This is a genomic window from Furfurilactobacillus milii, assembly GCF_021654115.1.
Lineage (GTDB): Bacteria > Bacillota > Bacilli > Lactobacillales > Lactobacillaceae > Furfurilactobacillus > Furfurilactobacillus milii.
Genome location: NZ_JAIWJF010000002.1, coordinates 146,540 through 171,019 on the forward strand (window position 1 = coordinate 146,540; position 24,480 = coordinate 171,019).

General features: G+C 43.4%; 23 protein-coding genes, 1 other RNA gene and 1 other annotated feature. Of the genes, 19 read left to right on the plus strand and 5 right to left on the minus strand.

Going from position 1 to position 24,480, the window contains the following annotated elements; genetic code table 11:
* Nucleotides 1-73 precede the first annotated feature (73 nt).
* The 14 genes from radA to rplL all read left to right on the plus strand — a co-directional run bounded on the left by radA (nt 74) and on the right by rplL (nt 12,479).
* Nucleotides 74-1,441 carry a DNA repair protein RadA gene (gene radA, locus LDK34_RS03085; protein WP_161004571.1) on the plus strand — a complete coding sequence of 456 codons (1,368 nt, stop codon included), beginning with the start codon at nt 74-76 and terminating at the stop codon, nt 1,439-1,441.
* Nucleotides 1,442-1,495: 54 nt separating this feature from the next.
* The gene (locus LDK34_RS03090; RefSeq protein ID WP_178942951.1) at nt 1,496-2,800 is read left to right on the plus strand and encodes a PIN/TRAM domain-containing protein; all 1,305 of its coding nucleotides are present in this window, start codon (nt 1,496-1,498) and stop codon (nt 2,798-2,800) included.
* Between the two features lie 207 nt (nt 2,801-3,007).
* A complete protein-coding gene (gltX, locus tag LDK34_RS03095; RefSeq protein WP_178942950.1) occupies nt 3,008-4,495 on the plus strand; it encodes a glutamate--tRNA ligase in 1,488 nt (495 codons plus the stop codon).
* Nucleotides 4,496-5,115: 620 nt separating this feature from the next.
* Entirely contained in the window at nt 5,116-6,531 is a 1,416-nt protein-coding gene (gene cysS / locus LDK34_RS03100) for a cysteine--tRNA ligase (protein ID WP_236941472.1), read from the plus strand.
* Nucleotides 6,524-6,934, plus strand: a complete 411-nt coding sequence (locus LDK34_RS03105; RefSeq protein WP_178942948.1) for a Mini-ribonuclease 3 — start codon at nt 6,524-6,526, stop codon at nt 6,932-6,934. The genes cysS and LDK34_RS03105 overlap by 8 nt, the downstream gene beginning before the upstream one ends.
* A gap of 4 nt (nt 6,935-6,938) precedes the next feature.
* Nucleotides 6,939-7,814, plus strand: a complete 876-nt coding sequence (rlmB, locus tag LDK34_RS03110) for a 23S rRNA (guanosine(2251)-2'-O)-methyltransferase RlmB (protein ID WP_225439113.1) — start codon at nt 6,939-6,941, stop codon at nt 7,812-7,814.
* A 344-nt stretch (nt 7,815-8,158) separates the two neighbouring features.
* Nucleotides 8,159-8,755, plus strand: coding sequence for an RNA polymerase sigma factor (locus LDK34_RS03115; protein WP_178942947.1), 597 nt, complete (start codon nt 8,159-8,161; stop codon nt 8,753-8,755).
* A gap of 127 nt (nt 8,756-8,882) precedes the next feature.
* Nucleotides 8,883-9,032 carry a 50S ribosomal protein L33 gene (gene rpmG / locus LDK34_RS03120; RefSeq protein WP_081495858.1) on the plus strand — a complete coding sequence of 50 codons (150 nt, stop codon included), beginning with the start codon at nt 8,883-8,885 and terminating at the stop codon, nt 9,030-9,032.
* Between the two features lie 13 nt (nt 9,033-9,045).
* The gene (gene secE / locus LDK34_RS03125; RefSeq protein ID WP_017262108.1) at nt 9,046-9,222 is read left to right on the plus strand and encodes a preprotein translocase subunit SecE; all 177 of its coding nucleotides are present in this window, start codon (nt 9,046-9,048) and stop codon (nt 9,220-9,222) included.
* 148 nt (nt 9,223-9,370) lie between these two features.
* The gene (gene nusG, locus LDK34_RS03130; protein WP_017262109.1) at nt 9,371-9,922 is read left to right on the plus strand and encodes a transcription termination/antitermination protein NusG; all 552 of its coding nucleotides are present in this window, start codon (nt 9,371-9,373) and stop codon (nt 9,920-9,922) included.
* 113 nt (nt 9,923-10,035) lie between these two features.
* Nucleotides 10,036-10,461 carry a 50S ribosomal protein L11 gene (gene rplK, locus LDK34_RS03135; RefSeq protein WP_017262110.1) on the plus strand — a complete coding sequence of 142 codons (426 nt, stop codon included), beginning with the start codon at nt 10,036-10,038 and terminating at the stop codon, nt 10,459-10,461.
* 146 nt (nt 10,462-10,607) lie between these two features.
* On the plus strand, nt 10,608-11,297 hold the full coding sequence (rplA, locus tag LDK34_RS03140) for a 50S ribosomal protein L1 (RefSeq protein WP_017262111.1): 690 nt from the start codon (nt 10,608-10,610) through the stop codon (nt 11,295-11,297).
* Between the two features lie 39 nt (nt 11,298-11,336).
* Nucleotides 11,337-11,474 (plus strand) — a sequence feature (ribosomal protein L10 leader region).
* Nucleotides 11,475-11,497: 23 nt separating this feature from the next.
* Entirely contained in the window at nt 11,498-12,007 is a 510-nt protein-coding gene (gene rplJ, locus LDK34_RS03145) for a 50S ribosomal protein L10 (RefSeq protein ID WP_178942945.1), read from the plus strand.
* Nucleotides 12,008-12,113: 106 nt separating this feature from the next.
* Complete coding sequence (gene rplL, locus LDK34_RS03150) at nt 12,114-12,479, plus strand: 50S ribosomal protein L7/L12 (protein WP_017262113.1); 366 nt, start codon at nt 12,114-12,116, stop codon at nt 12,477-12,479.
* 170 nt (nt 12,480-12,649) lie between these two features.
* Here rplL and LDK34_RS03155 read toward each other — a convergent pair whose 3' ends face one another.
* Nucleotides 12,650-13,348, minus strand: coding sequence for a sunset domain-containing protein (locus tag LDK34_RS03155; RefSeq protein WP_236941473.1), 699 nt, complete (start codon nt 13,346-13,348; stop codon nt 12,650-12,652).
* A 217-nt stretch (nt 13,349-13,565) separates the two neighbouring features.
* Here LDK34_RS03155 and mprF point away from each other — a divergent pair, with 217 nt between their 5' ends.
* The gene (gene mprF, locus LDK34_RS03160) at nt 13,566-16,148 is read left to right on the plus strand and encodes a bifunctional lysylphosphatidylglycerol flippase/synthetase MprF (protein WP_178942943.1); all 2,583 of its coding nucleotides are present in this window, start codon (nt 13,566-13,568) and stop codon (nt 16,146-16,148) included.
* A 167-nt stretch (nt 16,149-16,315) separates the two neighbouring features.
* Here mprF and LDK34_RS03165 read toward each other — a convergent pair whose 3' ends face one another.
* The 4 genes from LDK34_RS03165 to nrdH all read right to left on the minus strand — a co-directional run bounded on the left by LDK34_RS03165 (nt 16,316) and on the right by nrdH (nt 20,831).
* Complete coding sequence (locus LDK34_RS03165) at nt 16,316-16,891, minus strand: LOG family protein (protein WP_161001751.1); 576 nt, start codon at nt 16,889-16,891, stop codon at nt 16,316-16,318.
* A gap of 206 nt (nt 16,892-17,097) precedes the next feature.
* Complete coding sequence (nrdF, locus tag LDK34_RS03170; RefSeq protein ID WP_017262117.1) at nt 17,098-18,075, minus strand: class 1b ribonucleoside-diphosphate reductase subunit beta; 978 nt, start codon at nt 18,073-18,075, stop codon at nt 17,098-17,100.
* Between the two features lie 265 nt (nt 18,076-18,340).
* The gene (gene nrdE, locus LDK34_RS03175) at nt 18,341-20,506 is read right to left on the minus strand and encodes a class 1b ribonucleoside-diphosphate reductase subunit alpha (RefSeq protein WP_178942942.1); all 2,166 of its coding nucleotides are present in this window, start codon (nt 20,504-20,506) and stop codon (nt 18,341-18,343) included.
* A gap of 97 nt (nt 20,507-20,603) precedes the next feature.
* Nucleotides 20,604-20,831, minus strand: a complete 228-nt coding sequence (gene nrdH / locus LDK34_RS03180; protein WP_161001749.1) for a glutaredoxin-like protein NrdH — start codon at nt 20,829-20,831, stop codon at nt 20,604-20,606.
* Nucleotides 20,832-21,064: 233 nt separating this feature from the next.
* Between nrdH and LDK34_RS03185 the strand changes: the two genes are divergently transcribed.
* The 4 genes from LDK34_RS03185 to dnaX all read left to right on the plus strand — a co-directional run bounded on the left by LDK34_RS03185 (nt 21,065) and on the right by dnaX (nt 24,443).
* The gene (locus tag LDK34_RS03185; RefSeq protein ID WP_178943488.1) at nt 21,065-21,682 is read left to right on the plus strand and encodes a class I SAM-dependent methyltransferase; all 618 of its coding nucleotides are present in this window, start codon (nt 21,065-21,067) and stop codon (nt 21,680-21,682) included.
* The gene (locus LDK34_RS03190) at nt 21,675-22,193 is read left to right on the plus strand and encodes a nucleoside deaminase (protein ID WP_178914508.1); all 519 of its coding nucleotides are present in this window, start codon (nt 21,675-21,677) and stop codon (nt 22,191-22,193) included. Before LDK34_RS03185 ends, LDK34_RS03190 begins: the two co-directional genes overlap by 8 nt.
* Nucleotides 22,194-22,245: 52 nt before the next feature.
* Nucleotides 22,246-22,342, plus strand: an RNA gene (gene ffs / locus LDK34_RS03195) — signal recognition particle sRNA small type.
* A gap of 187 nt (nt 22,343-22,529) precedes the next feature.
* Entirely contained in the window at nt 22,530-24,443 is a 1,914-nt protein-coding gene (gene dnaX, locus LDK34_RS03200) for a DNA polymerase III subunit gamma/tau (RefSeq protein WP_178942941.1), read from the plus strand.
* Nucleotides 24,444-24,480: the final 37 nt, after the last annotated feature.

Here is a 24,480-nt window from a genome sequence, read left to right on the forward strand (position 1 = left end):
TGAACATCGTTTGGTTAATATTGGTCAAACATCGTTGTGGTTGACCAACGGCGAAGAGTAAAAGGAGCATAAGGTGGCAAAAACTAAAACACAATTTGTTTGTCAAAACTGTGGTTACAACTCACCACGTTATTTGGGTCGCTGCCCAAACTGTGGTGAATGGAATACATTAGTTGAAGAGAAAATCGCTGATGAAGTTCCCAATCGTAAGTCACGGGTGAGCCTTGGCGGTGAAACAGCTAAGGCCGAATTAATCAAGGATGTTAGTCTTGAAGAGGTTCCCCGTGTCAAAACCAGTTTAAAGGAATTTAACCGTGTTCTTGGCGGTGGTGTGGTGCCTGGATCACTCGTATTGATTGGTGGTGATCCCGGTATTGGTAAATCGACGTTATTAACGCAGGTTTCTGGTCAGCTGGGAAGCAAGGGCCGTGTCCTCTACGTATCCGGTGAAGAAAGTGCCACTCAGATTAAGATGCGCGCTGATCGTCTCGGCGTTGGTGGCGACGATTTTTATCTCTACCCAGAGACGGACATGAGTAATATTCGTGAACAAATAACGACACTAAACCCAGAGTTTGTCATCATTGATTCGGTCCAAACAATGCAGGAACCGGATATTACTTCAGCAGTCGGATCAGTTTCTCAGATTCGTGAAGTGACGGCCGAGTTAATGCAAATTGCCAAAACAAATCGGATTACGATTTTTATCGTGGGTCATGTCACGAAGGGTGGCGCTATCGCGGGGCCAAAAATCTTGGAACACATGGTGGACACCGTTCTGTACTTTGAAGGCGATTTGCACCACACATACCGGATTCTGCGAGCTGTAAAAAATCGGTTTGGTTCAACTAATGAACTAGGAATTTTTGAGATGCGCGAAGACGGCCTGCGAGAAGTGGCTAACCCATCTGAAATCTTTTTAGAAGAACGACTTACAGGTGCTACTGGTTCATCTATCGTGGTGTCGATGGAAGGAACCAGACCAATCTTGGTGGAAGTTCAGGCATTGGTTACGCCCTCGGTTTTTGGAAATGCTCAACGCACTGCTCAGGGATTGGATCGCAATCGGGTCTCGCTAATTATGGCCGTTTTGGAAAAACGGGCTAACTTGATGCTGCAAAACCAGGACGCTTATTTGAAGGCGGCCGGTGGTGTGAAGCTCGATGAGCCAGCCATTGACTTAGCGATTGCTGTGGCAATCGCGTCTAGCTATCGTGATAAGGAGACGAATCCGAGTGATAGTTTTGTGGGTGAAGTTGGCTTGACCGGTGAAATTCGGCGTGTTAACCGGATTGAACAGCGGGTTGCTGAGGCACAGAAGCTAGGGTTCAAGCGAATTTATATACCAAAGAATAATCTTCAGGGATGGACGCCGCCCACTGATATTGAAGTAATCGGTGTGACAACGATCAGTCAAGCACTAAAACTAGCCTTGGCTTAACATTACAAGAACCCTTACGGATTTAACAACGACATTGAAAGGAGGTGAAGATAGATGAAAATGACGAAAAAACTCGTGATTCAATTGTTATTTGTGATCGGGGGTGTCGGTTTAGGCTTCAGATTTTTCCCGATTCTGTGGGAAGTAACTGGTCTTGCCCAAAATCACATTATCAATAACTTTTTGACCAACGCCGTACTTGGTGCAATTATTCTGTATTTTCTTTCGTTCCTGTTGGTCGGGTACCTTGAAAAACTTGTTAATCGCTTAGAAAAGTATCTGGCTAAGCAAAGTCCGATTTACATTTTGTTTGGAAGTCTAGGCATCATCGTCGGCTTGGTATTTGCCATTCTGATTTCGACGGTGTTCTTCCGAACCAGCTGGTTTGTCACTAATACCCTGATTCCGGTTGTGTTAATGCTGCTAATGGGATATCTCGGTTTTCGAATTGGGACTACACGAACGGATGAATGGCGGCGATTATTTGCACTCGGCTTTCGTCGTAACAAACGCACATCGGATACTGGCGAAATTCTGGACGAAAGTGAACCCAATTTCCATCACTATAAAATTTTGGATACCAATATTCTGATTGATGGCCGGATTTACGACATCATTAAGACCGGATTCCTTGAAGGTACGCTGTTAGTACCGAATTTTGTATTGCATGAACTACAATACATTGCGGATTCTAGTGACAGCATTAAGCGTGTGCGTGGACGTCGAGGCTTGGACATTTTGAATAAATTGCAAAGTGAAAAAGTCATGCCGATTGAAATGTACGAAGGTGATTTTGAAGACATTCCTGAAGTGGACGATAAGCTGATTGAACTGGCCAAACAGTTACAGGCAGTTGTTGTTACCAATGACTACAACCTAAACAAGGTCAGTCAGTTCCAAAATGTTCAGATTATGAATATTAATGCCTTAGCTAAGTCGCTTAAGCCACGGGTAATTCCCGGTGAGCTGCTGAACGTTATGGTGGTTAAAAATGGGACTGAACGTCAACAAGGTGTTGCGTATTTGGATGACGGCACGATGGTCGTTGTCGAAGATGGGCGCTACTTTATTAACGACCACATTGATGTGACTGTCACGAGTGCATTACAAACGGATGCTGGTCGAATGATTTTTGCGAAACCAACGCATTCTACGCGTGGCATTAGTGATAAGGCGACAAGTGGCAATAATCAGGCAACCAGCGAGAGTAGTTCGACACAATCGCGGACTGCCGCAAGCAATTCTGCAAAAGCTTCGACAAGTTCTAGTGCCGTTGACAGCACCGTTGATCGAACGGCTCGCGGCACTAAGACACCTGCTAAGAAGAATCACAGAGCAGCTAAGAAACGGAAAAACTAGGTACTGGTTGTCGGTTAATTAGACTGTGAATAGGAAAGTGACTAAGCGTTTCAATACGTGAGGTCACTTTTTTAGTTTGACAAACAAAATACGCGCTGCAAGGCATTCACGCAGCATCATAAAATGAAAGAATTTGAAAGTTTGATGCTAAAACGGTAACATTAACCTAGGACACATCAATTTTTTATATAGAAAGAGGCGCTGATTTTGGCCAAGAACAAAATTCGGGTGCGTTACGCACCGTCACCAACTGGACATTTGCACATTGGTAATGCCCGTACCGCGCTATTTAACTATTTATTTGCACGGCACAATAAAGGAACGTTTGTGATTCGGATTGAAGATACGGATACCAAACGGAACGTGGCTGACGGTGAAAAAAGTCAGTTGGACAATCTAAAATGGTTGGGAATTGACTGGGATGAAGGTCCCGACAAGCCCGGGGATTTCGGTCCATATCGTCAATCCGAGCGGAAGGATATCTATGTTAAGCTGATTCAAGATTTATTGGATCGTGGCTTGGCCTACAAGTCTTACCGAACGGAAGCTGAACTAACTGCTGACCGTGAAAAACAAAAGGCTAACAAAGAAGCACCTCACTATGTTTACGAATATGAAGGCATGAGTGATGATGAAATTAAGGCTGCTCAAGCAAAAGCTGAAGCGGCTGGCTTGGAACCTGTTGTTCGTTTCCGTGTGCCTAAGAACCGCGAATACGGTTGGGATGATATCGTTAAGGGCAAGATTTCGATTAATTCAGATACCATCGGTGGCGACTGGGTCATTCAAAAACGTGATGGCATGCCAACCTACAACTTTGCTGTTGTTGTCGACGACCACATGATGGAAATCAGTCACGTCTTGCGTGGGGATGACCACATCGCCAATACACCTAAACAATTGATGATTTACGAAGCCTTTGGCTGGGAAGCACCAATTTTTGGTCACATGACTTTGATTATCAACACTGAAACAGGTAAGAAACTGTCCAAACGTGATGAAACGGTGCTTCAATTTATTGAACAATACCGTGAACTTGGCTACTTACCAGATGCCATGTTAAACTTCATCACCTTATTGGGATGGTCACCAGTTGGTGAAGATGAAATCTTCTCTCGTCAGGATCTGATTAAGATGTTTGACGAAAAACGGTTGTCTAAGTCACCAGCCAAATTTGATGGTAAGAAATTGGAATGGATTAACAACCAGTACGTGAAGGCAGCGCCAGAAGACGAGATCTTCGACAGCAGCTTGAAAGAACTGATCAACGCTGGTTTAGTTGAAAAGGATCCTAACCAATTACATTTGGAATGGGTTCGTAAGCTGGTTAGCCTGTACAAACAACAAATGTCATACACTGCTCAAATTGTTGAAATGAGTAAAGACGTGTTCTTCCAAGCACCAGCTCAAATTAATGATGAGGCTAAAGCTGAATTGGCCGTCGAAACGGCGAAGACAGTGTTGACAGAATTTGTTAACCGAGCAGAAAAATTGCCAGTCTTTGATGCTTACCAAATTCAAAAGACGATTAAGTCAATTCAAAAAGACACTAAAATTCGTGGGCGTGCACTTTACATGCCACTTCGAATTGCCGCTACGCATGAAATGCACGGACCACAATTACCTGAATCAATGGAATTGTTGGGCCGCAAAGCAACGTTACGGAATATTCAAGCCACAATCGAAACACTTTAATTCACCACTCATATGTCATCATGCGTGCAGTTTGCCGTATGGTGGCATTTTTTTGTTTTCCTTCGCCTACGGTTGTCAACAGTGGAACGCCGCCGTGGGACCGGTTCGAGCCGGAAGTACACCGTCTTTCACCTCGCCGTCAAGACTCGTGGAACCCCGAGTCTTGACGTCAGTCCGTGCTGTAAATTCGAGAAAAGCGTTCGAATTAACACCACCTTCACGGCTTGGTTCCACTGTTGACGCCCTCCAGCTAAGATTCATAGTTACTGCCAGAATACGGTGTTTCTTGGCTGATTTGCATAGTTTTGAAATGAATACTGTTATATGAGTGAAGGTGACTGGAGACATAGTTCCGTGTCGACACCACTTAATGGCATGGGGTTGGCCATTTAGTGGTGTGGGACGAGTTATGAGATGTGGTTTTCAGCTCATAATCGAGGGTAAAAACCGCGTTTTGTGCGGGTTGAACCCGGTCCACACGGGACGGCGTCTCCAGTCAGCGGAACGGACAGATTAACCGCTGACCACATCTGTATCCGGTGAATTACCGTAATCGCGTTAATAGCCTAAAATATGGTAAAATCACTATAACTTAATCTTTCGAGAAGGGGAGCGTTACCGTGATTCAGATTTTTAATACACTTACGCGGCAAAAAGAAGACTTTATTCCGTTGCATAAAGGTCAGGTCAATATGTACGTCTGTGGCCCAACCGTGTATAACTACATTCACATCGGTAATGCACGCTCGGTTGTAGCGTTTGATACCATTCGGCGATATTTTGAATACAAGGGTTACCAAGTGAAATATGTCTCGAACTTCACGGATGTGGACGATAAGATGATTAATGAAGCGGCCAAAGAAGGCATTACCGTGCCAGAATTGGGCAATCGTTTCATCAATGCTTATTTTGAGGACACAAAGCCGTTGAACGTTGAGCGGGCAACGGTTAATCCACGGGCGACAGAAAATATTTCAGACATTGTTGATTTTGTCGCAGATCTGGTCGACAAGGGGTTTGCTTACGAGTCTGCTGGCGATGTGTACTATCGAGCACGTAAGTTTCCTAATTACACCCAACTCGTTCATGAATCGTTAGATGATTTGGAGAATGGCGCGAGTGACCGTGTTGACGACGGTGATAATGCGAAAAAAGAAGATCCAATTGATTTTGCATTATGGAAAGCAGCTAAGCCGGGCGAAATTTCATGGCAGTCACCATGGGGCATGGGCCGGCCAGGCTGGCATATTGAGTGTTCAGTAATGTCGACCAAGTATTTAGGCGATACATTCGATATTCATGGTGGTGGTCAAGATTTGATTTTTCCGCATCACACCAATGAAATTGCTCAAAGCGAAGCACACACTGGGAAAAAGTTTGCCCGCTACTGGATGCACAATGGATTTGTGACTGTTGGTGATGAAAACGAAAAAATGAGTAAGTCACTTGGCAACTTTGTAACCTTACATGAAATGAATCAACGTGAAGATCCACAGGCTGTGCGGTTCTTTATGGCGACAACTCAGTATCGGCGACCAATCCAATACACCAGCGGTAACTTACAAGATGCCAAGAATAACTTGGCTCGTTTGCAAACGACATTTAATAATTTAAATTATCGAATGAGCGATGCCAAAGGTGGTCAAGATGAAGCGATCGAGGCACAAGCTAAAAAACAGCAAGTTGCTTTTGAAACCGCAATGGACGACGATTTTAACGTTCAAAACGGAATCGCGGCCGTGTATGAATTAGCCAAGTTAATCAACGTTTATCTTAATGAGAGTACTGTTGCCAAAAAGACACTCGTTAACCTTAAAACGTTATTGTCGACGCTACTATCAGTGTTCGGGATTGAACTTACGGATGAAGATACTGCCGACGAGGAAATTCAGGCATTAATTGACGAGCGTTTGGCCGCACGAAAAAATAAGGACTTCCAGCGTAGTGATGAGATCCGTGATGAACTAAAAGCACGCGGCATAATTCTTGAGGATACTCCCCAAGGAACACGTTGGCGGAAGGAAACAAATGACTGAAGTAGTTAATTATCGAGAATTAAATGGAATGACATTAGCTTATTTAGGTGATGCGGTGTATGAAGTATACATTCGTCAACACTTAATTGAGCAAGGTTACACGGTGCCGACAAAGTTGCATCATCATGCGACGCACTTTGTTTCGGCCAAGGCACAAGCTGCATTGATCAAATTGATGCAAACGGATGAGATACTAACGGAAGAGGAAACGACAATGTTTAAGCATGGTCGTAACGCGACCACTCATCACAGTGCAAAGAATACTAATATTGTGACGTATCGAATTTCGACTGGTTTTGAAGCTATCTTTGGCTATCTTAAGCTCACTGCTCAGCAGGAACGCACGGATTGGTTAGCTCAGTGGTGCATTGATCAAGTTGAGTCGGGAAGAACGGAAGGATAGGAATATGGCAGAAAAACAGCAACGAAACGGTCAACACAATGATCGGTTTAACGATCACAAGTCGCGTCCTCAACGCCGCAAAAATAACGAACGTAAAGAACGTGACGTTAAGGTGACACAAAAGTCGGATCAAAATGATGAGTCGTCGACGGACTTTATTATTGGCCGACACCCAGTCGAGGCAGCCTTGGCTTCAGACCAACAAATTAATAAAGTCTTTATTCAAGAGGGGTTGCGTGCAGATGCAATTCGCAATATTGAATCGTTAGCGACAGGGCGACATCTTGTGATGAGTACCGTTCCAAAGAAGAAACTCGACTTTATGACAAATGGTCAAAATCATCAGGGGGTTGTCCTTACCATTCCGCCGTTTGCCTACGCCAGCGTTGATGATCTGTTTGCTAAAGCCGAGCAAGCTCAGGAAGCACCTTTTTTCTTGATTTTGGATTCTATTGAAGACCCACATAACTTGGGTTCAATTTTACGGACTGCAGATGCAGCAGGTGTCCATGGTGTTATTATTCCTAAACGTCGTGCCGTCGGGCTAACATCTGTTGTGGCGAAAACGTCTACAGGTGCCATTGAACATGTGCCGGTTGCACGGGTGACAAATCTAGTTGCGACTGTTAAAGAGTTGAAAGACCGTGGTCTATGGATTTTTGGCACCGATATGAAGGGCAAGGACTTCCGTCAATGGAATGCGACCGGTCCAACCGCTTTAGTTATTGGTAACGAAGGCAAGGGAATTTCGGCGCTATTGAAGAAGACAGTTGACGAGATGCTGACCATTCCAATGGTCGGTCATGTGCAAAGTCTGAATGCTTCGGTAGCAGCTTCTTTACTGATATATGCGGGATTCAACTCTCGTCACCCGCTATAAACTCGATTATTTCGAAAAATAATTTTTATAATCGCATTTTTTTTAGACAAAAGAGCCGTTTAAATCGGCTCTTTTTTCGTACCTTCATTACTACCGAACAATTTATTAAATTCTGTGGTTTAGTTTGGCATAATAATCGCTTACATTCGCTGCTTGTGTTGGTAAATTTTTAAAAAGAGCCATTTATTTATGGTCAAACAAATGAATATCATAATAATTGACAACAAAGTGACCTTTTTCGAACGTTCGTTTGGTTGCTGATTGGCTACTATGGCCTTAAGGTAGCTCTGCTAAGCAAAATGGTCTGGACCATTATGTAACCAAGCAGGAAAGTGGGGGTCATAATGAATTATTGGAGTCGTGAGGAAGAAGATGTTGTCATTACAGCGGCAATTGCGGGTGATGAACTGGCGTTTGACAGTCTTTTTCAACGTTATTTGCCCTTGGTTAACAAATGGTTTCGCGAGTTAAACTTCAAGGGTCGCTTGTTAGAACGTGATGATTGGCATCAAGAATGTCGGATGGTGTTAATGACTACACTAAAACGGTATCGTGGCCGGACTGTTGGTGAGTTTGCAACGTACTACCGACTGAATGTGCGCAACCGCGGCTTCGATTTGCGTCGTCGGCAACAGGCACAGAAACGACTTCACGAGGAAGTTAGTGAGTCAATAGAGGCCCAATCGGCAGATAGTCATGTTTGCAACTTGTCTAGCATTGAGCCGGATGGACTGACTCGCTTGGAATTGCAAGATCGGCTCGTTTATCTATGCGATCAGTTCTCAGAATTCGAGCAACAGGTTTGGTGGGGGTTAAGTATCGGGCTGACAATCGAGCACATCGCAGTTCACTTTCAGTGTTCATACACAAAGGTGCGCAATGCGGCCAATCGATGTCACGGAAAGGCGGTGACAGTGCTGTTAGCCAGTGGCGGCAATTGACACGTTGGGGCGGACGTGATAATCTGTTAGCTGTTCATTGGCTCACGTAATCGTTGAAACATTGATGATAAAAAGTGGTCAATAGTCGTGAAATCGTAGTTGTTAAGAAATTTCGGAGGTGCCAGTAATGGCCACAAAAAAAGTCGCACTGGCATGTTCAGTATGCGGATCACGTAACTATACCATCACAGCAAACCCTAGTCGGACAAAACGACTAGAGGTAAACAAGTTTTGTAAACACTGTGGACAATACACACTGCACCAAGAAACAAAATAAGGAGGCATGAATCATGCATTTGTGGCGTTTTTTAAAGAGCGTATTTGCTGAGTTGAAAATTGTTCGCTGGCCAACAGCTCGCGAAAATCGGCGAGATTCATCTATTGTTATTTCTGTTTCGGTGGCGTTTGCGTTATTTTTTGCACTTATTGACTGGGGCGTACAGGCCCTGATTACTTGGTTAGCCTAGTGCGAACGTTTGTAGCTGCTGGCAGCACAATGATTGACAGTAGCAAGACAGTAAAATCTTTGTTATAATACATTTAATCAAAAAACTTCGTCGGATAAGTCGAAGTTTTTTTATTTTGCACTGTTTTAAAAAAATGGAGGATTTAAAAATGGCTGAAACGGCTGAAAAACTTTGGTATGTGTTACACACGTATTCAGGTTATGAAAACAAGGTACGAGACAACCTTGAGTCACGTGCACAATCAATGGGGATGTCTGATTACATCTTCCGGGTGGTTGTGCCAGAAGAAGAAACGCAACAGGTAAAGGATGGTAAGGCAAAGACGGTCATCGAAAACGACTTTCCTGGCTACGTGCTTGTTGAAATGATCATGACTGATCAGGCTTGGTACATCGTGCGTAACACCCCGAACGTTACTGGGTTCGTGGGCTCACATGGTGGTGGTTCTAAACCAACGCCATTGTTGCCTGACGAAGTTGACTTGATTCTTCACCGTTTGGGCGAAGACAAGAAGGCTAAGGCTGACTTTGAACTCGAAGTTGGCGAATCTGTTCGTATCACTGATGGTGCTTTTTCTGACATGGTCGGTAAGGTTACTGAAGTGGATAACGAAAAGCAAAAATTAAAGGTTAATGTGACGATGTTTGGCCGTGAAACGTCTGCTGAATTGGAATTCAATCAGGTTGAAAAGATTCAGTAAGACTTGTCAGCCGTTTGTCATCATGGTAAACTACCCTAGTATGCGTTTAAGCATATCGTGGGAGGCGTAATTCTAACGCGCCATCAACTACCACACTCAAGGAGGAATTAGACATGGCTAAAAAAGTGGCTAATGTTGTTAAGTTACAAATTCCTGCCGGTAAAGCAACACCTGCTCCGCCGGTTGGTCCTGCTTTAGGTCAAGCAGGGATTAACATCATGGGATTCACAAAGGACTTCAATGCCCGTACTGCTGATCAAGCAGGTTTGTTGATTCCAGTTGTCATCACTGTATATGAGGATCGTTCATTCGACTTCGTTACAAAGACCCCGCCAGCTTCTGTTCTATTGAAGAAGGCTGCTGGTGTTGAACATGGTTCTGGCGAACCTAACACGAAAAAGGTTGCTACGGTAACCAAGGATCAAGTTAAGGAAATTGCCACGACTAAGATGCAAGATCTAAACGCTGCCGACGTTGAAGCCGCAATGCGCATGGTTGAAGGTACTGCTCGGAGCATGGGCTTTACTGTAGAAGGCTAAGCCTAAACAACGGACAAGTACGGATACTCAGTGAAAGCTGAATGTATCAGGTGGAAGATGTCCACGGATGCGCGTGGCTATCATATGATAGTCTGGTTTCATCCTGTGATACATCGCCATACCACATTTGCTAGGAGGAAAACACAATGGCCAAAAAGGGCAAGAAGTACCAAGATGCGCTTAAGCAAGTTGATAAAACTAAAGCTTACAGCGTAGAAGACGCGGTTGCCTTGGTAAAAGACATCGACTTTGCAAAGTTCGATGCAACGGTTGAGATTGCTTTCAAGCTTAACCTGGACACCAAGCAAGCAGACCAACAGTTACGTGGGGCAATGGTTTTGCCTAACGGAACTGGTAAGACACAACGAGTAATTGTCTTTGCTCGTGGTGACCAAGCACAAGCTGCTAAAGATGCAGGTGCTGATGAAGTCGGTGACGACGATTTAGTTCAAAAGATCTCTGATGGCTGGTTGGACTTTGATGTTGCAATCGCAACACCAGACATGATGGCTAAAGTAGGTCGTTTGGGCCGTCAATTAGGACCTAAAGGCTTGATGCCTAACCCTAAGACGGGTACCGTAACGATGAACGTTGCGCAAGCCGTTAAGGATGCTAAGGGTGGTCAAGTTACTTACCGGACTGACCGTGACGGAAACGTTCACGTTCAAATTGGTAAGGTATCCTTTAGTGCTGACCAATTGGTCGGTAACTTTAAGGCTATCGAAGATGTTATTGTTCGTGCACGTCCTGCCGCTGTTCGTGGCACATACGTTCAACACTTATCAGTAGCTTCAACGTTTGGCCCATCAGTTGCTGTCGATTTGGCAAGCTTCTAAATCAAACATTGACGAAGCACCACTGCTTTGCTATAGTGTTTAAGTAAATTAATTTTACCTAAGACTCAGGTGACAGTTGTTAACTCAACTATCTTAATATCCTGCCGAGGCAAAGCAATTCGTGATGAATGACTTTGAACCCGTTGTCTTAGGACAACGGGATTTTTTTAGGTAAAAAATCAATCATGGAGGTGTAAAACGTGAGTAAAGAAACGATTGCAGCAAAAGCTGTTGTAGTTGATGACGTCGCTAAGAAGTTATCTGCTGCCAAATCAGTTGTTGTTGTTGACTACCGTGGTTTAACGGTTGAAGAAGTTACGGATTTGCGTAAGCAATTACGTGACTCAGACGTTGCCATGGAAGTTATCAAAAACAAAATTCTAGTTCGCGCTGCTGAAAAAGCCGGTATTGATGGCCTTGACGATACATTCGTTGGACCTACTGCCGTGGCTTTCGGTAATGGTGATGATTCAATCGCCCCAGCACGGATCTTGGCCAAGTTTGCCAAGGATCATGATGTCCTTGAAATCAAGGGTGGCATGATGGAAGGTAAGGTTGCTTCTGTTGATGAAATCAACACTTATGCAACGTTACCAAGTCGCGAAGACTTGCTTTCAATGCTTGCTTCCGAATTGCAATCACCAATTCGCAGCTTTGCATTTGCTGTTAAGCAAGTTGCTGACAACAAGGATGACGAACCTGCTGCTTAATGTCGACGATGCACTGTTTGGTGCGTTTGATACATTAGATGTAGCTTAACTCGTAAAACTAATTCGCTGGAATACCAGCAAAACCAATATTTGGAGGAAAACAATCATGGCTTTAGATACTCAAAGCATTGTTGATCAATTAAAAGACGCAACCATCGTTGAATTAAACGACTTGGTTAAAGCAATCGAAGACGAATTCGGTGTTAGTGCAGCTGCTCCAGTTGCTGCTGCCGGTGCTGCTGGTGGTGACGCCGCAGCCAAGACTGAATTTGATGTTGAATTGACCTCAGCTGGTCAATCAAAGATCAAGGTCATCAAGGCCGTTCGTGAAGCTACTGGCTTAGGTTTGAAGGATGCTAAGGACTTAGTTGACGCAGCTCCTAAGAACGTCAAGGAAGGCTTGTCAGAAGACGACGCCAACGACTTGAAGGCTAAGCTTGAAGATGCCGGTGCATCAGTTACTGTTAAGTAATTAAATGCATTGAATAAAAAGCACTGATCCCTGGGATCAGTGCTTTTTTTGTCTAAGGTTATGAGCGACTTTAAACGATAGCTTTTCTAAGATACAGTAGAAGATTTGAAAATACTTAAGTGTTCAATCCTTCCGCAAAATCTTTAGCATAGATGCTATCTTAGTGACTTTCAATAACCGGCATTTATAGCATCTTGTTCTGAGTTAAAGGTAACTGCGTTAGCAGGACTGATGTGATAAGTTCTTTGTCCGGGCAAATGGTAAATGTGGCTACGCGAGTCACCAATAACAGGTCCTTCAGTAGAGTCTACAGTAGATGTTTGCTGAGAACTTTGAGCATCAGCAGCAGCTTTAACAGCTGACCTCGATTGTTCTGCTACTTGCGAAGCACTGATCGACGCTGCTACAGAACTTGTGATGGATTGGCTTACACTGACAGAACTACTTTCGCTGGCAGAAACGGACTGACTTTCAGATATGGAATTGCTCTGGCTTTCGGATATCGAGTTACTTTGACTTTCAGAAATTGATTCGCTTTCTGAGGTGCTCTGAGACTCGCTATCTGCGATGCTTTGAGATTCACTTATGGATGATGATTCATCTGAACTGCTTGAAGACTTATGAGCTTCTTTTTTGTGAGTTTTGTGACGCTTGATATGAGCATGAACGCTGCTCCTCGTTGACGCATTGTTAGTGGTCGACTTTGTAGAATTTCCGGTAAATGCGCTCATTAAAAATATCAGTGATAAGAAACCGGTCAATAAAATAAGTGGCCATCTCACTAATTGTTTGAGGTTTTGCTTACGATAGAGTCGGTAGGTCCCGTAACCGAAAGCGCCTGCTATAACGAGTGTTAAGAATATTTGCATAATTCCTCCTGAAAGTTATTGATTTGTTTATATTATATAAATTACCTAATGAAGACAATACTTTTATTGAATGGTTAAATATGGTAAGGAAATGTTTTAGTGATGCTGGGTAAATTGACTTGTGAGCATCAAACTACTCTTAAAAAAGTCTAAATCCACCGTTACTGACTGTTTGGCATGGTAAACTAGAGAAGATTATTTTTGAGGGGAGTAAGGCATGAAAACTTTACGAAAAATGTGGGCGGCAATTAATCGCCACATGACGCTGCTAAGATTGCTGTTTGTGTTCTCAGTGCTGCTGTATGTGATTCATGAAGTGGGACGAGACATCCAACAAATTAGTGGGCAAGAAGTGGCAGAAACATTTTCGCAGCAAACGCCAACTAGTTTGTTACTGATGTTAGTCGTAGGCTTTATTGCGGTTACTCCAATGTTGAATTACGATTTTAATATTGTTAAATTTTTACCTGGCAAGTTTAAAAAAGGGTATGTTATTCGTTCAGGATGGACGGTCAATACGTTCACTAATATTGCTGGATTTGGTGGCTTACTCGGGGCAAGTTTGCGAGCAAATTTCTATAGCAAGGGCGCAACTCGCAAACAGATTCTGTTTGCAATTTCAAAAATTGCATTGTTCCTTGTCACTGGCCTATCTTTGCTTTGTTGGATTGCGCTTTTTCAAATTTTTGTATTGCATACTGGCGGCGTGTTCGCTCGTTATTGGATTTGGATGGTTGGCGGCGCGCTATACTTTCCGACCGTGATGTTAGTTACCCACTTCACGGATTCAGAGTTTTTTAATGACTTAACACTTAAACGTCAACTCTCATTAATGGCCGGTTCCAGTTTTGAATGGTTGTTTTGTGCCTTGTTCTTTATTTTTATTGGGGCATTAATGGGCGTTAAAGTTGATTTTGCAGCTGTTTTACCAATGTTTGCCGTTGCCTCAGTTGCTGGGGTTGTTTCCATGATTCCCGGTGGCTTGGGATCGTTTGACACATTTATGTTAACGGGGCTTGGCTTTATTGGTGTAGGTAAAGCCGATGCACTAGTTTGGCTATTGTTCTACCGAATCTTTTATTACATTTTGCCATTCTTAGTAGGTGTTTTGTTCTTCATTCAAGATACTGGCAGCAAGATTAACCACGCCTTTGAAGGCCTGCCGATGCAGTTATTCCAACGCATTGCGCACGTATTTTTAACTGTTTTCTTGTGGTTTTCTGGTGTCATGATTATCCTCGTTTCAACTTTTCCACACTTGCAGGAATACAACAAAGTCTATGGCGCTTTGTATGGATACGTTGTTTATTTTGCTAACCAGGCCATCAACATCATCATGGGTTTCTTACTGATCGGTTTGGCGCGAGGGGTTAATTCGCGTGTTAAACGCGCGTTTTGGCCAACGACAGTTGTGTTGATTATGGCTGCGCTGAACACAATGTGGAAGGACCCGTCTATCAAGATGAGTGTTTTCCTTGTCTTAGTGCTGGCGGCCCTATGGTTGTCCCACAAAGAGTTTTATCGTGAGCATTTTGAGTATTCATGGGGTGCCATGTTGTTTGACGGCATCAGTTTTGTTGGTATTTTTGTAACGTATATTATTGTTGGTGTGTACAACACGCCTAATTATCAGCGGATGCATCATGTGCCGAGGGCAGCGTTGTTTCCGACCGAGCGTGTTTGGCTAAGCGGTTTAATTGCGATTGCGATTGCGTTGGTGGTATTGGCGATTGTCTACTGGTATATGCATAATGGGAAGTCGACAATCTTTAAGGTGCCGTTCGATGAGCGTCGCGTTGCTCATGTTATTGACACTTATGGCGGAAATGAAGTCAGCCATTTGGCGTACTTACGTGATAAGCTCCTTTATTTTTACACTGTTGATGGTGAAGATAAGATGTTCTTCATGTATCAAAAGAAGGCTGATCGTTTAATTGTCATGGGTGAGCCCGTCGGTGATCAACAATATCGTGATGCGGCTATTGATAATTTTATGGACGTCGCTGACAAAGAGGGCTATTCCATCGTGTTTTACGAGATCGATGAAGATTTAACGATGAGTCTTCATGAAAAAGGATATGACTTTTTCAAATTCGGTGAGGAGGGCTTCGTCAACCTGCCTTCGTTTAGTATGCAAGGTAAAAAACGGAAGTCAGACCGCAATCTGATGAGTAAGTTTGATCGAGTCGGGATTACGTTTGAAGAACTTAAACCGCCGTTTGATGCTGATACGCTACACGAATTGCGAGTGATTTCTGATGAGTGGCTAGATGGTCAAAACGAAAGTGGTTTTTCGCTCGGCTTCTTTGACGATTACTATTTAGATCAGTCGTCTATTTATGTGATGCGTTCCGCTGAAGGCAAAATTCTCGCCTTTACGACGAACATGCCCACACATTCAGGCATTTCCTCGATTGACTTAATGCGATATGGCAAGAATGCACCATCTGGAACGATGGACGTCATGTTTATCCATTTATTGCAACACAATGCCGAGGCTGGCTTTGAGGACTTTAATATGGGGATGGCACCACTTTCAAATGTGGGTGTCTCTCGATTCAGTTTTATCGAAGAACGAATTGCGCATTTAATTTATGAATATGGCTATCGTTTTTATGGGTTTCAGGGACTTAGAAACTACAAAGAAAAATACGTGACTAGTTGGCATGGAAAGTATATTGCTTATCGCCGTCGAAATTCGCTGGTTTTCACCATGTTACAGATTACGATGGTAGTGAACGCCAAACGAGTGACGAACAAGAAAGAAAAACGGTTGTTGATTTTTCATGCTAAAAATTAATCCATGAAGTTACGGTATTTTCGTTCAACTCTAAATTTGTATAATGATGATTATTTAAAGCAAAAGCTTTATTTAAACGAATAGCATACAAAAGGCTACTCGAGCAGGCAGGATTTTCTGTCAGCTTGAGTAGCCTTTTTGTTTGGGTTCGTTTTAAAAATGTGGTTTTAAGCGTGTGGCATCGCTGTAACATGTTTAAATGTTGCAAAGTAGTCAAAAATTTGATCAATGGAACTAGCATTAACCATTAACTTTAAGTCGCTAAGCGGCAAAAATTCGGATTCTGCTGCATCGACAAACCATTGCCACAGAGAGTCGTAAAAGTGGTCAATGTTGAAGAGGGCGATGGGTTTAGTGTGAATGTCAATTTTGCTCCAAGACAACATTGTGCCTAATTCTTCGAAAGTCCCAAAGCCACCAGGCAACACAATAAATGCATCAGACATAGCGAGCATTTTTTCTTTACGTTCGTCCATGGTACTGACCTCTACTAGATCCGTTAAGTTGTTACTTTCAGTGCTGATCCGCTTGAGGAAGCGAGGCATAATGCCAGTTACTTGACCACCAGCATCGATTGTTGCATTTGCCACCGTGCCCATTAAACCATCAGAAGAGCCACCGTAAATTAGGCGAATATGATGGTCGGCCAAATAGCCACCTAGCAGTGCAGCTTGCACTGAATATTCAGGGTGATTTCCTGGTAATGAACCACAAAAGACACAAAGTGAATTGATTTTTGTCATAATTACGATCTCCAAATTAAGCGATGTTTCATAATACTAACTTGCGTTCAGTATACCATAAGGTAAATGATGACTCATTTGCAGTTTAATAGCGTAATTAGCGAATTGGGATCTCCGATTAAGTTTGATTGTACTGTAATCAAAAATAAAAACCATCCTTTAAATTAGGATGGTTTTTATTTCACTGCATCTTTTACTATAAACGACTAATTTTTCTTCTTACCACCAATATCATAGTCCGAGTCGTTCATGGCTTCTACGTTTCCTAGTAGGTAACCATTTCCGACCTGGCTAAAGAAGTCGTGGTTAGAAGTGGATGTTGAAATTCCGTTCATAACGACTGGATTAACGTCCTCAGCAGTATCTGGGAAGAGGGGTTCTTGACCCAAGTTCATCAGTGCTTTGTTGGCGTTGTAGCGAATGAACTTCAAAACATCGTCCGACCAGCCGACACGGTCGTAAACGAGGTGCGTATATTTTTCTTCATTGTCATAAAGATAATAAAGAAAGTCATACATCCAATCCTTTAAGGACTGCTGTTCGTTTTCTGTTAATTCTTTCATTCCTAGTTGGAACTTGTAGCCAATGTAAGTACCGTGGACAGATTCATCACGCAAAATCAGTTTGATGATTTCGGCAACGTTGTTTAGTTTGTTATGACCCAAGTAATAAAGTGGTGTGTAAAAACCAGAGTAAAACAGGAAGGTTTCTAGGAAAACACTGGAGATCTTCTTTTTGAGTGGGTTCTCATCGTCGTGGTACAACGTATAAATCCGTTTAGCCTTATTCTGCAGTAGATCTTCAGAATCGCTCCAGTCGAAAATCTCGTCGATTTCATCGGGCGTGTTCAATGTTTCAAAAATGGTTGAATAACTTTTGGCATGAACAGATTCCATAAACTGAATGTTGTTCAAAACGGCAGTTTCATGTTGCGTCCGAACGTCGCGACGTAGCGCAGCCATACCGTCTTGTGATTGGAGCGTGTCCAGCAAGGTTAGACCACCGAAGACGTGACCGACCACCCATTTGTGATCGTCATCCAAGGTGCGCCAATCATCCATGTCGTTTGAAACGGGAATCCGCGTGTCGAGCCAGAATTGCTCAGTGAGTTTCTCCCAAGTTGCTTTATCAATTTCATCTGAAACTTGATTCCAGTTAATGGCTTTATAATTGCCGTTTTCCATATTGTCCTCCTGTGTCGGATGGTTCTATATGCTATCAGTTAATTATGATTATCGTAGAACGAGAAAGGGTGTTTGTCATTAGTGAATTTTGGAAATATATATGCTCAAAATTCTGTCGCATACCTTTTGTATAGCGATAACGCGCTCCCAGACCTGAATCCTGTGCACAACCTGAGACTAGTACCGTACAAGCAAAGACCGCTTGTACAATACTAATCTCTTGTTGTTGCTCGGATTCAACCTCGGTCTGGTCACGCTCACCTTACTAGATACTGCAACTTTCACATTCGTTTGCACCGACTTCACCGTTGTTGTCGGTAAAGGTACGAACGTAGTAGACAGACTTACAACCCTTTTTCCAAGCATAGTTACGCAGAATGTTAAGATCACGGGTGGTCATCTTGTCAGTGCGGCCGTTTTTCCATTCATAGAGGCCTTCAGGCATCGTTGATCGCATAAACAGAGTTAACGCCATTCCTTGATCAATGTGTTCTTGCGCGGTGGCATAAATGTCGATTACTTTACGCATGTCTGTGTCATAAGCCGACTGATAGTATGGCAGGGTGTCATTGGATAAATATGGTGCTGGATAGTAAATCTTACCGATCTTCTTTTCTTGACGTTCTTCAATTCGGTTAACGATGGGGTTCAAACTAGCAGTTGTGTCATTAATGTAGGAAATGGAACCATTTGGCGCAATGGCCATCCGGTTTTGGTGATACAAGCCATCTTTCATAACATCTGCTTTCAATGCTGCCCAGTCATCCTTAGTGGGGATAAAAATGCCCTTAAACTGTTCAACTACCTTATTACGGCTTGGACCCCAATCCTTCGTCACGTACTTGTCGAAGTAGGTGCCATTGGCGTAGTCAGATTTGTCGAATCCAGCAAACGTTTCATGGCGTTCACGAGCAATTTCGTTTGATGCTTTAAGTGACCAGTAATTCAGCAACATGAAGTAAACCTTCGTGAAGTCAAGGGAGTCTTCATCACCATAGTGCATGTGGTTCTTTGCAAAGTAGGCGTGCAATCCCATGGCACCTAAACCGATTGCATGACTTTGTTGGTTACCGTACTGAACACTAGGGACAACATCGATATTACTGTGGTCCGTGACGTAAGTGAGGGCACGAACCATTGCCTCAACGGAGTGACCAAAATCAGGAGAGGCCATTAGGTTAACGATGTTTGTTGAGCCAAGGTTACAACTAACGTCTTTGCCAAGAACGTCATACTCTTGCTTGTTATTGATTTTAGAAGGGGTCATGACTTGCAAAATCTCTGAACAAAGGTTACTCATGATGATTTTTCCGGCAATTGGATTATGCAGGTTGGCCGTATCAATGTTAACGACGTAAGGGTAACCGGATTCTTGTTGAAGCTTGCTGATTTCAGTTTCTAGCGTTCGTGCACGAATTTTCTTTTTGGCGATGTTGGGGTTGGTGACTAAATTGTCATACTCTTTAGTGATGTCAACATATGAAAATGGTTTGCCGTATTCCTTTTCAACACTTTGCGGTGAAAAGAGGTACATATCTTCATCGGCAGCCACTAATTGGTAAAATTTATCCGGTACGGTTACGCCAAGAGAAAGTGTTTTAACCCGTACCTTTTCGTCGGCGGCTTCTTTTTTGGCACCAAGGAAGCCGATAATATCTGGGTGGAAAACGGAGAGGTAAACCACACCGGCACCTTGACGTTGACCCAATTGATTAGAGTAGGAGAAAGAGTCCTCTAGTAATTTCATAACGGGAACAACACCGGATGCAGCATTGGCGATACCTTTGATTGGCGCGCCGGCCTCACGTAAATTTGAGAGGTTAATACCGACGCCACCACCAATACGTGACAGTTGCAGAGCGGAGTTTATACCACGGCCAATGGCATTCATGTCATCTGTCATTTGGAGGACAAAACAGGATACCAATTCACCACGACGAGCTCGACCAGCGTTTAAGAAACTAGGTGTGGCTGGTTGGTAACGTTGATGGACGATTTCATCGGCTAGATCCATAGCTAGTTGTTCGTCGCCATCAGCGAAGAATAGTGCATTCATTGCAACACGATCGATAAAGCCTTCTAAATACTGTTGATTATCATTTGTACGGAGTGTGTACTGGGCATAAAATTTATAGGCTGCCATGAATGTCTTGAAATGAAAATCCTGAGCGTTTAAATAGTCATAGAGTTTTTCCACAAAAGAAAAATCATACTTTTCAAAAAAGTCACGTTCAATGTAATTGTTATCAAGCAGGTAATCAAAGCGTTCGCGAAGCGAATCAAACTTCATGGTGTTGGGTTCAACATTTTCTGTTAAGAAGGCAGCGAGGGCTTCCTTATCCTTATTCAACGGAATTTGCCCGTTAACGGGAATGTTAATCTCATTGTTCAAATCGTAATACGTGACGTCCTTTAAATCCTTTAATGCCATTTTTCTGTCACTCCCTGATTGATTTTTGATAAAAGAAAAGACGCACGCCAACGCTCCGCGTACGCCTGAGCCGTGTTCATTGATAGAATGATGGAAATTAAGCCAGTTTTGCCAGCACATCTGGACGGAAACCAGACACTGCATCGACACCATCTGCATCAACAACCGGCATTGCTTGAAAACCGCGACCCTTTAAGTAGTCGATCAGTTCTGGATGCTGATTAATGTTACGTTCCTCAAAATCAACGTTATGTGCGTTCAAAAAACGCTTTGTCATCTTGCACTGAATGCAATTATCCTTTGTAAATACAACAACTTTAGCCATAATGGCCACTTCCTCTCTCTGCACATTTGAACTTAAAAACTGGTTTTGCTGATGACCTAAGTATAGTGGCTGGAGATTGAAATGCAACAAAAAAATACCATATTTTGTGGCATTTATACGATGCATCCACAAGATATGGTGTCCTCAAAGAGTTTATAAAATTTCGAATTTTTTTCGTTACTTTTATCCGCGATTCCATTATGATGAAATCAGAAACGAGGTTAACTTAAATGATGAACAACCATTATTATACGCCAAATCCGGACGTTGTACACGACGAAGCGACGTGGAATTTTCGTCTATTAGGCCATGAAATGATGTTTACTACTGACAACGGTGTCTTCTCGAAACGCACAGTTGACTATGGTTCACGGGTTTTATTGGATGCGGTAAACCTACATGACATTCCGTCAGGTTCAATTTTAGATATGGGTTGTGGGTACGGTCCTATTGGACTTGCAATTGCTTTAGACAATCCTGATCGTACCGTCGAGTTAGTCGACGTAAATGAACGGGCACTAGCCCTGGCCAAACGGAATGCAGAGCAAAATCAAATTCATAATGCAACCATTCACACGTCTGATCAGTATGAAAAGGTGACTGATAAATATGCAGCCATTGTTACTAACCCACCTGTTCGCGCAGGGAAAGCGGTTGTTGATGGCATGATTTCAGGTGCCCAAACGCATTTGTTACCTAATGGTCGCTTAACCGTTGTTTTGCAAAAAAAACAAGGTGCACCTTCTGCAAAGAAACTAATGCAGACAATTTTTGGCAATTGTGAAATCATCAAAAAAGATAAGGGCTACTATATCTTGGAATCAATTGCGAGTGATCAGGCTAATGGCTGAGATGAACGAAAATATAACGCCGACCATTGCTGAAGCAGGGATGAGCGAGGCTTTGAAGCAAGCACGGATCGCCGGCAGTGTTGGTGAAGTGCCGATCGGTGCAGTCGTCATGCACCAGGGGAAAATTGTGGGTCGTGGCTATAATCTGCGTGAGCATGCTCAAGATGCAACGTTGCATGCGGAGATCATGGCGATCAGTGAAGCTAATCATACACTTAACACCTGGCGACTAGAAGATTGTCAGCTGTTTGTCACCATCGAGCCATGTCCTATGTGTAGTGGTGCCATTATCAACGCTCGGATTCCTGAAGTCTATTTTGGTGCCCGAGACCCTAAGGCTGGTACAGTGCGTTCTTTATACCAATTGCTGGAAGACCCACGTTTTAATCATCGAGTTATTGTTCATGAGGGACTCATGGCAGATCAAGCCAGCGCACTTATGCAGAATTTCTTCCGAGCAATCCGTCGAGGACGTGGTGCAAAAAAACCGGGTTCACAACGAACAAAATGACAAGCAAAACACTAGCTTTTATGACGTAAATAGCGTAGTATTATTAATTGCCGAAAGGCCATGAGGCAAGGTCGTCCTCACGAATTGTGTCAGGACCGGAAGGTAGCAGCACTAAGTCCGCGACGGTTTGTGCTTCATGTTTTATTGAAATTAACGGCGTTTGACCAATGGCTTTAACAACTGGTTGAGCGCTTTTTATTTATTTTTAAATACAAGTTGAGATTTGGAAGTACTGGTGTTATCTTTCGGGTCTAAAACCTTTATACTGATTTAGAGGAATGCTAACGAAGTGCGGATACTTCGCACGATAAGGAACATCCATATGAGGAGTTTAACATGAGCTATCAAGCCCTTTATCGGGTATGGCGGCCGCAACGGTTTGATGAAATTGTTGGTCAGACCGTCATTACGCAAACATTAAAAAATGCTATTGTGACCCAGCAGACGAGTCATGCTTACCTTTTTTGTGGACCACGTGGGACCGGTAAGACATCAGCGGCGAAGATTTTTGCCAAGGCTATTAATTGTCCAAATCAGAAGGATGGCGAGCCGTGCAATAATTGTGATATTTGTAAGGCAATCACGGCCGGTCAGCTAAACGATGTCATTGAAATTGATGCTGCTTCTAACAACGGTGTTGAAGAAATTCGTGACATTCGTGATAAAGCCAAGTATGCGCCGACACAGGCCACTTATAAAATTTACATTATTGATGAAGTGCATATGCTATCAACCGGTGCCTTTAATGCTTTATTGAAGACTTTGGAAGAACCGCCGGCCAATGTGATCTTTATTTTGGCCACCACGGAACCGCATAAAATTCCGGCGACCATTATTTCACGGACACAGCGTTTTGATTTCAAACGAATTACGGCTCAAGAAAGTTTTGACCGAATGGTTTACATCTTGAAGCAAAAGCAAGTTGATTTTGAGGAACCAGCTTTAAAGGTCATTGCTAATGCGGCAGAAGGCGGAATGCGTGATGCTTTGAGTATTTTGGATCAAACGATTTCGTTTGGCGATAATGAAGTGACGCTCGACAATGCTTTGTTAGTCACGGGTAGTGTGACGGAAAGCTTATTGGCAGACTATGTCAAACAGGTGGTTGCTCACGAAACGACGGCCGGATTAGCTGCCCTCCAAAAGGTCCTGGACGATGGTAAAGATGCTGGTCGATTTGTAGAGGACGTAATCAGCTACGTTCGTGACCTACTTCTTTATAAAGAAGCGCCTGATATGGTAACCGGCAGTGATACTACCGGTGACGTCTTTCAACAATTGAGTAAGAATACAGATCCTGACGTTTTTTACCAAATGATCAACGCTTTAAATGAGGTAGCTGCGCAGTTGCGATTCACAACGCATCCCGATGTCTATTTAGAAGTGTTGACGGTTAAGCTAGCACAGATATATCCGAATGTGGGCACAACTAAAGCCCCCACATCAGGAAGCGCTTCTAATGCAGCTGAAGTCGCTGAATTAGAGACGCAAATTCAACAGTTGAAGCAAACGGTCAGCCGCTTAAGCGCAACGACGGCCCAACCGCAACAGCCAGCACCTACTGTAGAACCTTCGTCTCATAGTGTTCAAGGTACTCAAACGGCCTCGACAACTAGCGCGACGCCAGCGCCAACGAATCAACCAGCATCAACCACGGGCACGCAGACAGGAAAGCCGGCACGGGCCAAAACGGCGACTGCTACTGCTAGCCATGCGAGTGCAAACGTTAACTTGGCGAAAATTTATCCAGTGTTACGAGCCGCCACAAAGCATGATTTAGATGCGATGCGTGACGTATGGGACGATTTATTGGATACGTTGCCCGTGACACAAAAAGCGATGATGCATGTTTCAAAGCCTGTTGCTGCTAGTAATGAGGGTGTAATTGTTTCATTTAGTTATGCCTTTTTCTTCGATAAGGCAGCTACCGATGATGGTTTGCGAACAGCATTGGAGAGCAATCTTAATCGATTGACTGGCGATACAACGGATGTTTGGTTTGTTCCAGAGGATCAGTGGCCGCAGATTCGTAAGGACTTTTTGACGGATCATAAAGAAGAATTAACGGGTGGAGCGGCCCCAGCTGGGCCTACTACTGATCGGCAGCAATCGCCGGTTTCAGATGAGCCGGCGTCAGCACCACTTGATTCGCCATCGGAAGACGCTGGTATCAGTGAGCCGGAGAATGAATTGGTAACAAAAGCGCAACAGTTGTTTGGCGCTGATAACGTGACTATCAAAAACGATTAAACGGTCAGTTGATGACCAATTATGAATAACTTATTTT

Bases quoted from the DNA above. Each gene is read 5' to 3' on its own strand.
- LDK34_RS03090 (WP_178942951.1), top strand. From the start codon at position 1,496: ATGAAAATGACGAAAAAACTCGTGATTCAATTGTTATTTGTGATCGGG.
- LDK34_RS03105 (WP_178942948.1), top strand. From the start codon at position 6,524: ATGACTGAAGTAGTTAATTATCGAGAATTAAATGGAATGACATTAGCT.
- rlmB (WP_225439113.1), top strand. From the start codon at position 6,939: ATGGCAGAAAAACAGCAACGAAACGGTCAACACAATGATCGGTTTAAC.
- LDK34_RS03115 (WP_178942947.1), top strand. From the start codon at position 8,159: ATGAATTATTGGAGTCGTGAGGAAGAAGATGTTGTCATTACAGCGGCA.
- rpmG (WP_081495858.1), top strand. From the start codon at position 8,883: ATGGCCACAAAAAAAGTCGCACTGGCATGTTCAGTATGCGGATCACGT.
- secE (WP_017262108.1), top strand. From the start codon at position 9,046: ATGCATTTGTGGCGTTTTTTAAAGAGCGTATTTGCTGAGTTGAAAATT.
- nusG (WP_017262109.1), top strand. From the start codon at position 9,371: ATGGCTGAAACGGCTGAAAAACTTTGGTATGTGTTACACACGTATTCA.
- rplK (WP_017262110.1), top strand. From the start codon at position 10,036: ATGGCTAAAAAAGTGGCTAATGTTGTTAAGTTACAAATTCCTGCCGGT.
- rplA (WP_017262111.1), top strand. From the start codon at position 10,608: ATGGCCAAAAAGGGCAAGAAGTACCAAGATGCGCTTAAGCAAGTTGAT.
- rplL (WP_017262113.1), top strand. From the start codon at position 12,114: ATGGCTTTAGATACTCAAAGCATTGTTGATCAATTAAAAGACGCAACC.
- LDK34_RS03155 (WP_236941473.1), bottom strand. From the start codon at position 13,348: ATGCAAATATTCTTAACACTCGTTATAGCAGGCGCTTTCGGTTACGGG.
- mprF (WP_178942943.1), top strand. From the start codon at position 13,566: ATGAAAACTTTACGAAAAATGTGGGCGGCAATTAATCGCCACATGACG.
- LDK34_RS03165 (WP_161001751.1), bottom strand. From the start codon at position 16,891: ATGACAAAAATCAATTCACTTTGTGTCTTTTGTGGTTCATTACCAGGA.
- nrdF (WP_017262117.1), bottom strand. From the start codon at position 18,075: ATGGAAAACGGCAATTATAAAGCCATTAACTGGAATCAAGTTTCAGAT.
- nrdE (WP_178942942.1), bottom strand. From the start codon at position 20,506: ATGGCATTAAAGGATTTAAAGGACGTCACGTATTACGATTTGAACAAT.
- nrdH (WP_161001749.1), bottom strand. From the start codon at position 20,831: ATGGCTAAAGTTGTTGTATTTACAAAGGATAATTGCATTCAGTGCAAG.
- LDK34_RS03185 (WP_178943488.1), top strand. From the start codon at position 21,065: ATGAACAACCATTATTATACGCCAAATCCGGACGTTGTACACGACGAA.
- LDK34_RS03190 (WP_178914508.1), top strand. From the start codon at position 21,675: ATGGCTGAGATGAACGAAAATATAACGCCGACCATTGCTGAAGCAGGG.
- dnaX (WP_178942941.1), top strand. From the start codon at position 22,530: ATGAGCTATCAAGCCCTTTATCGGGTATGGCGGCCGCAACGGTTTGAT.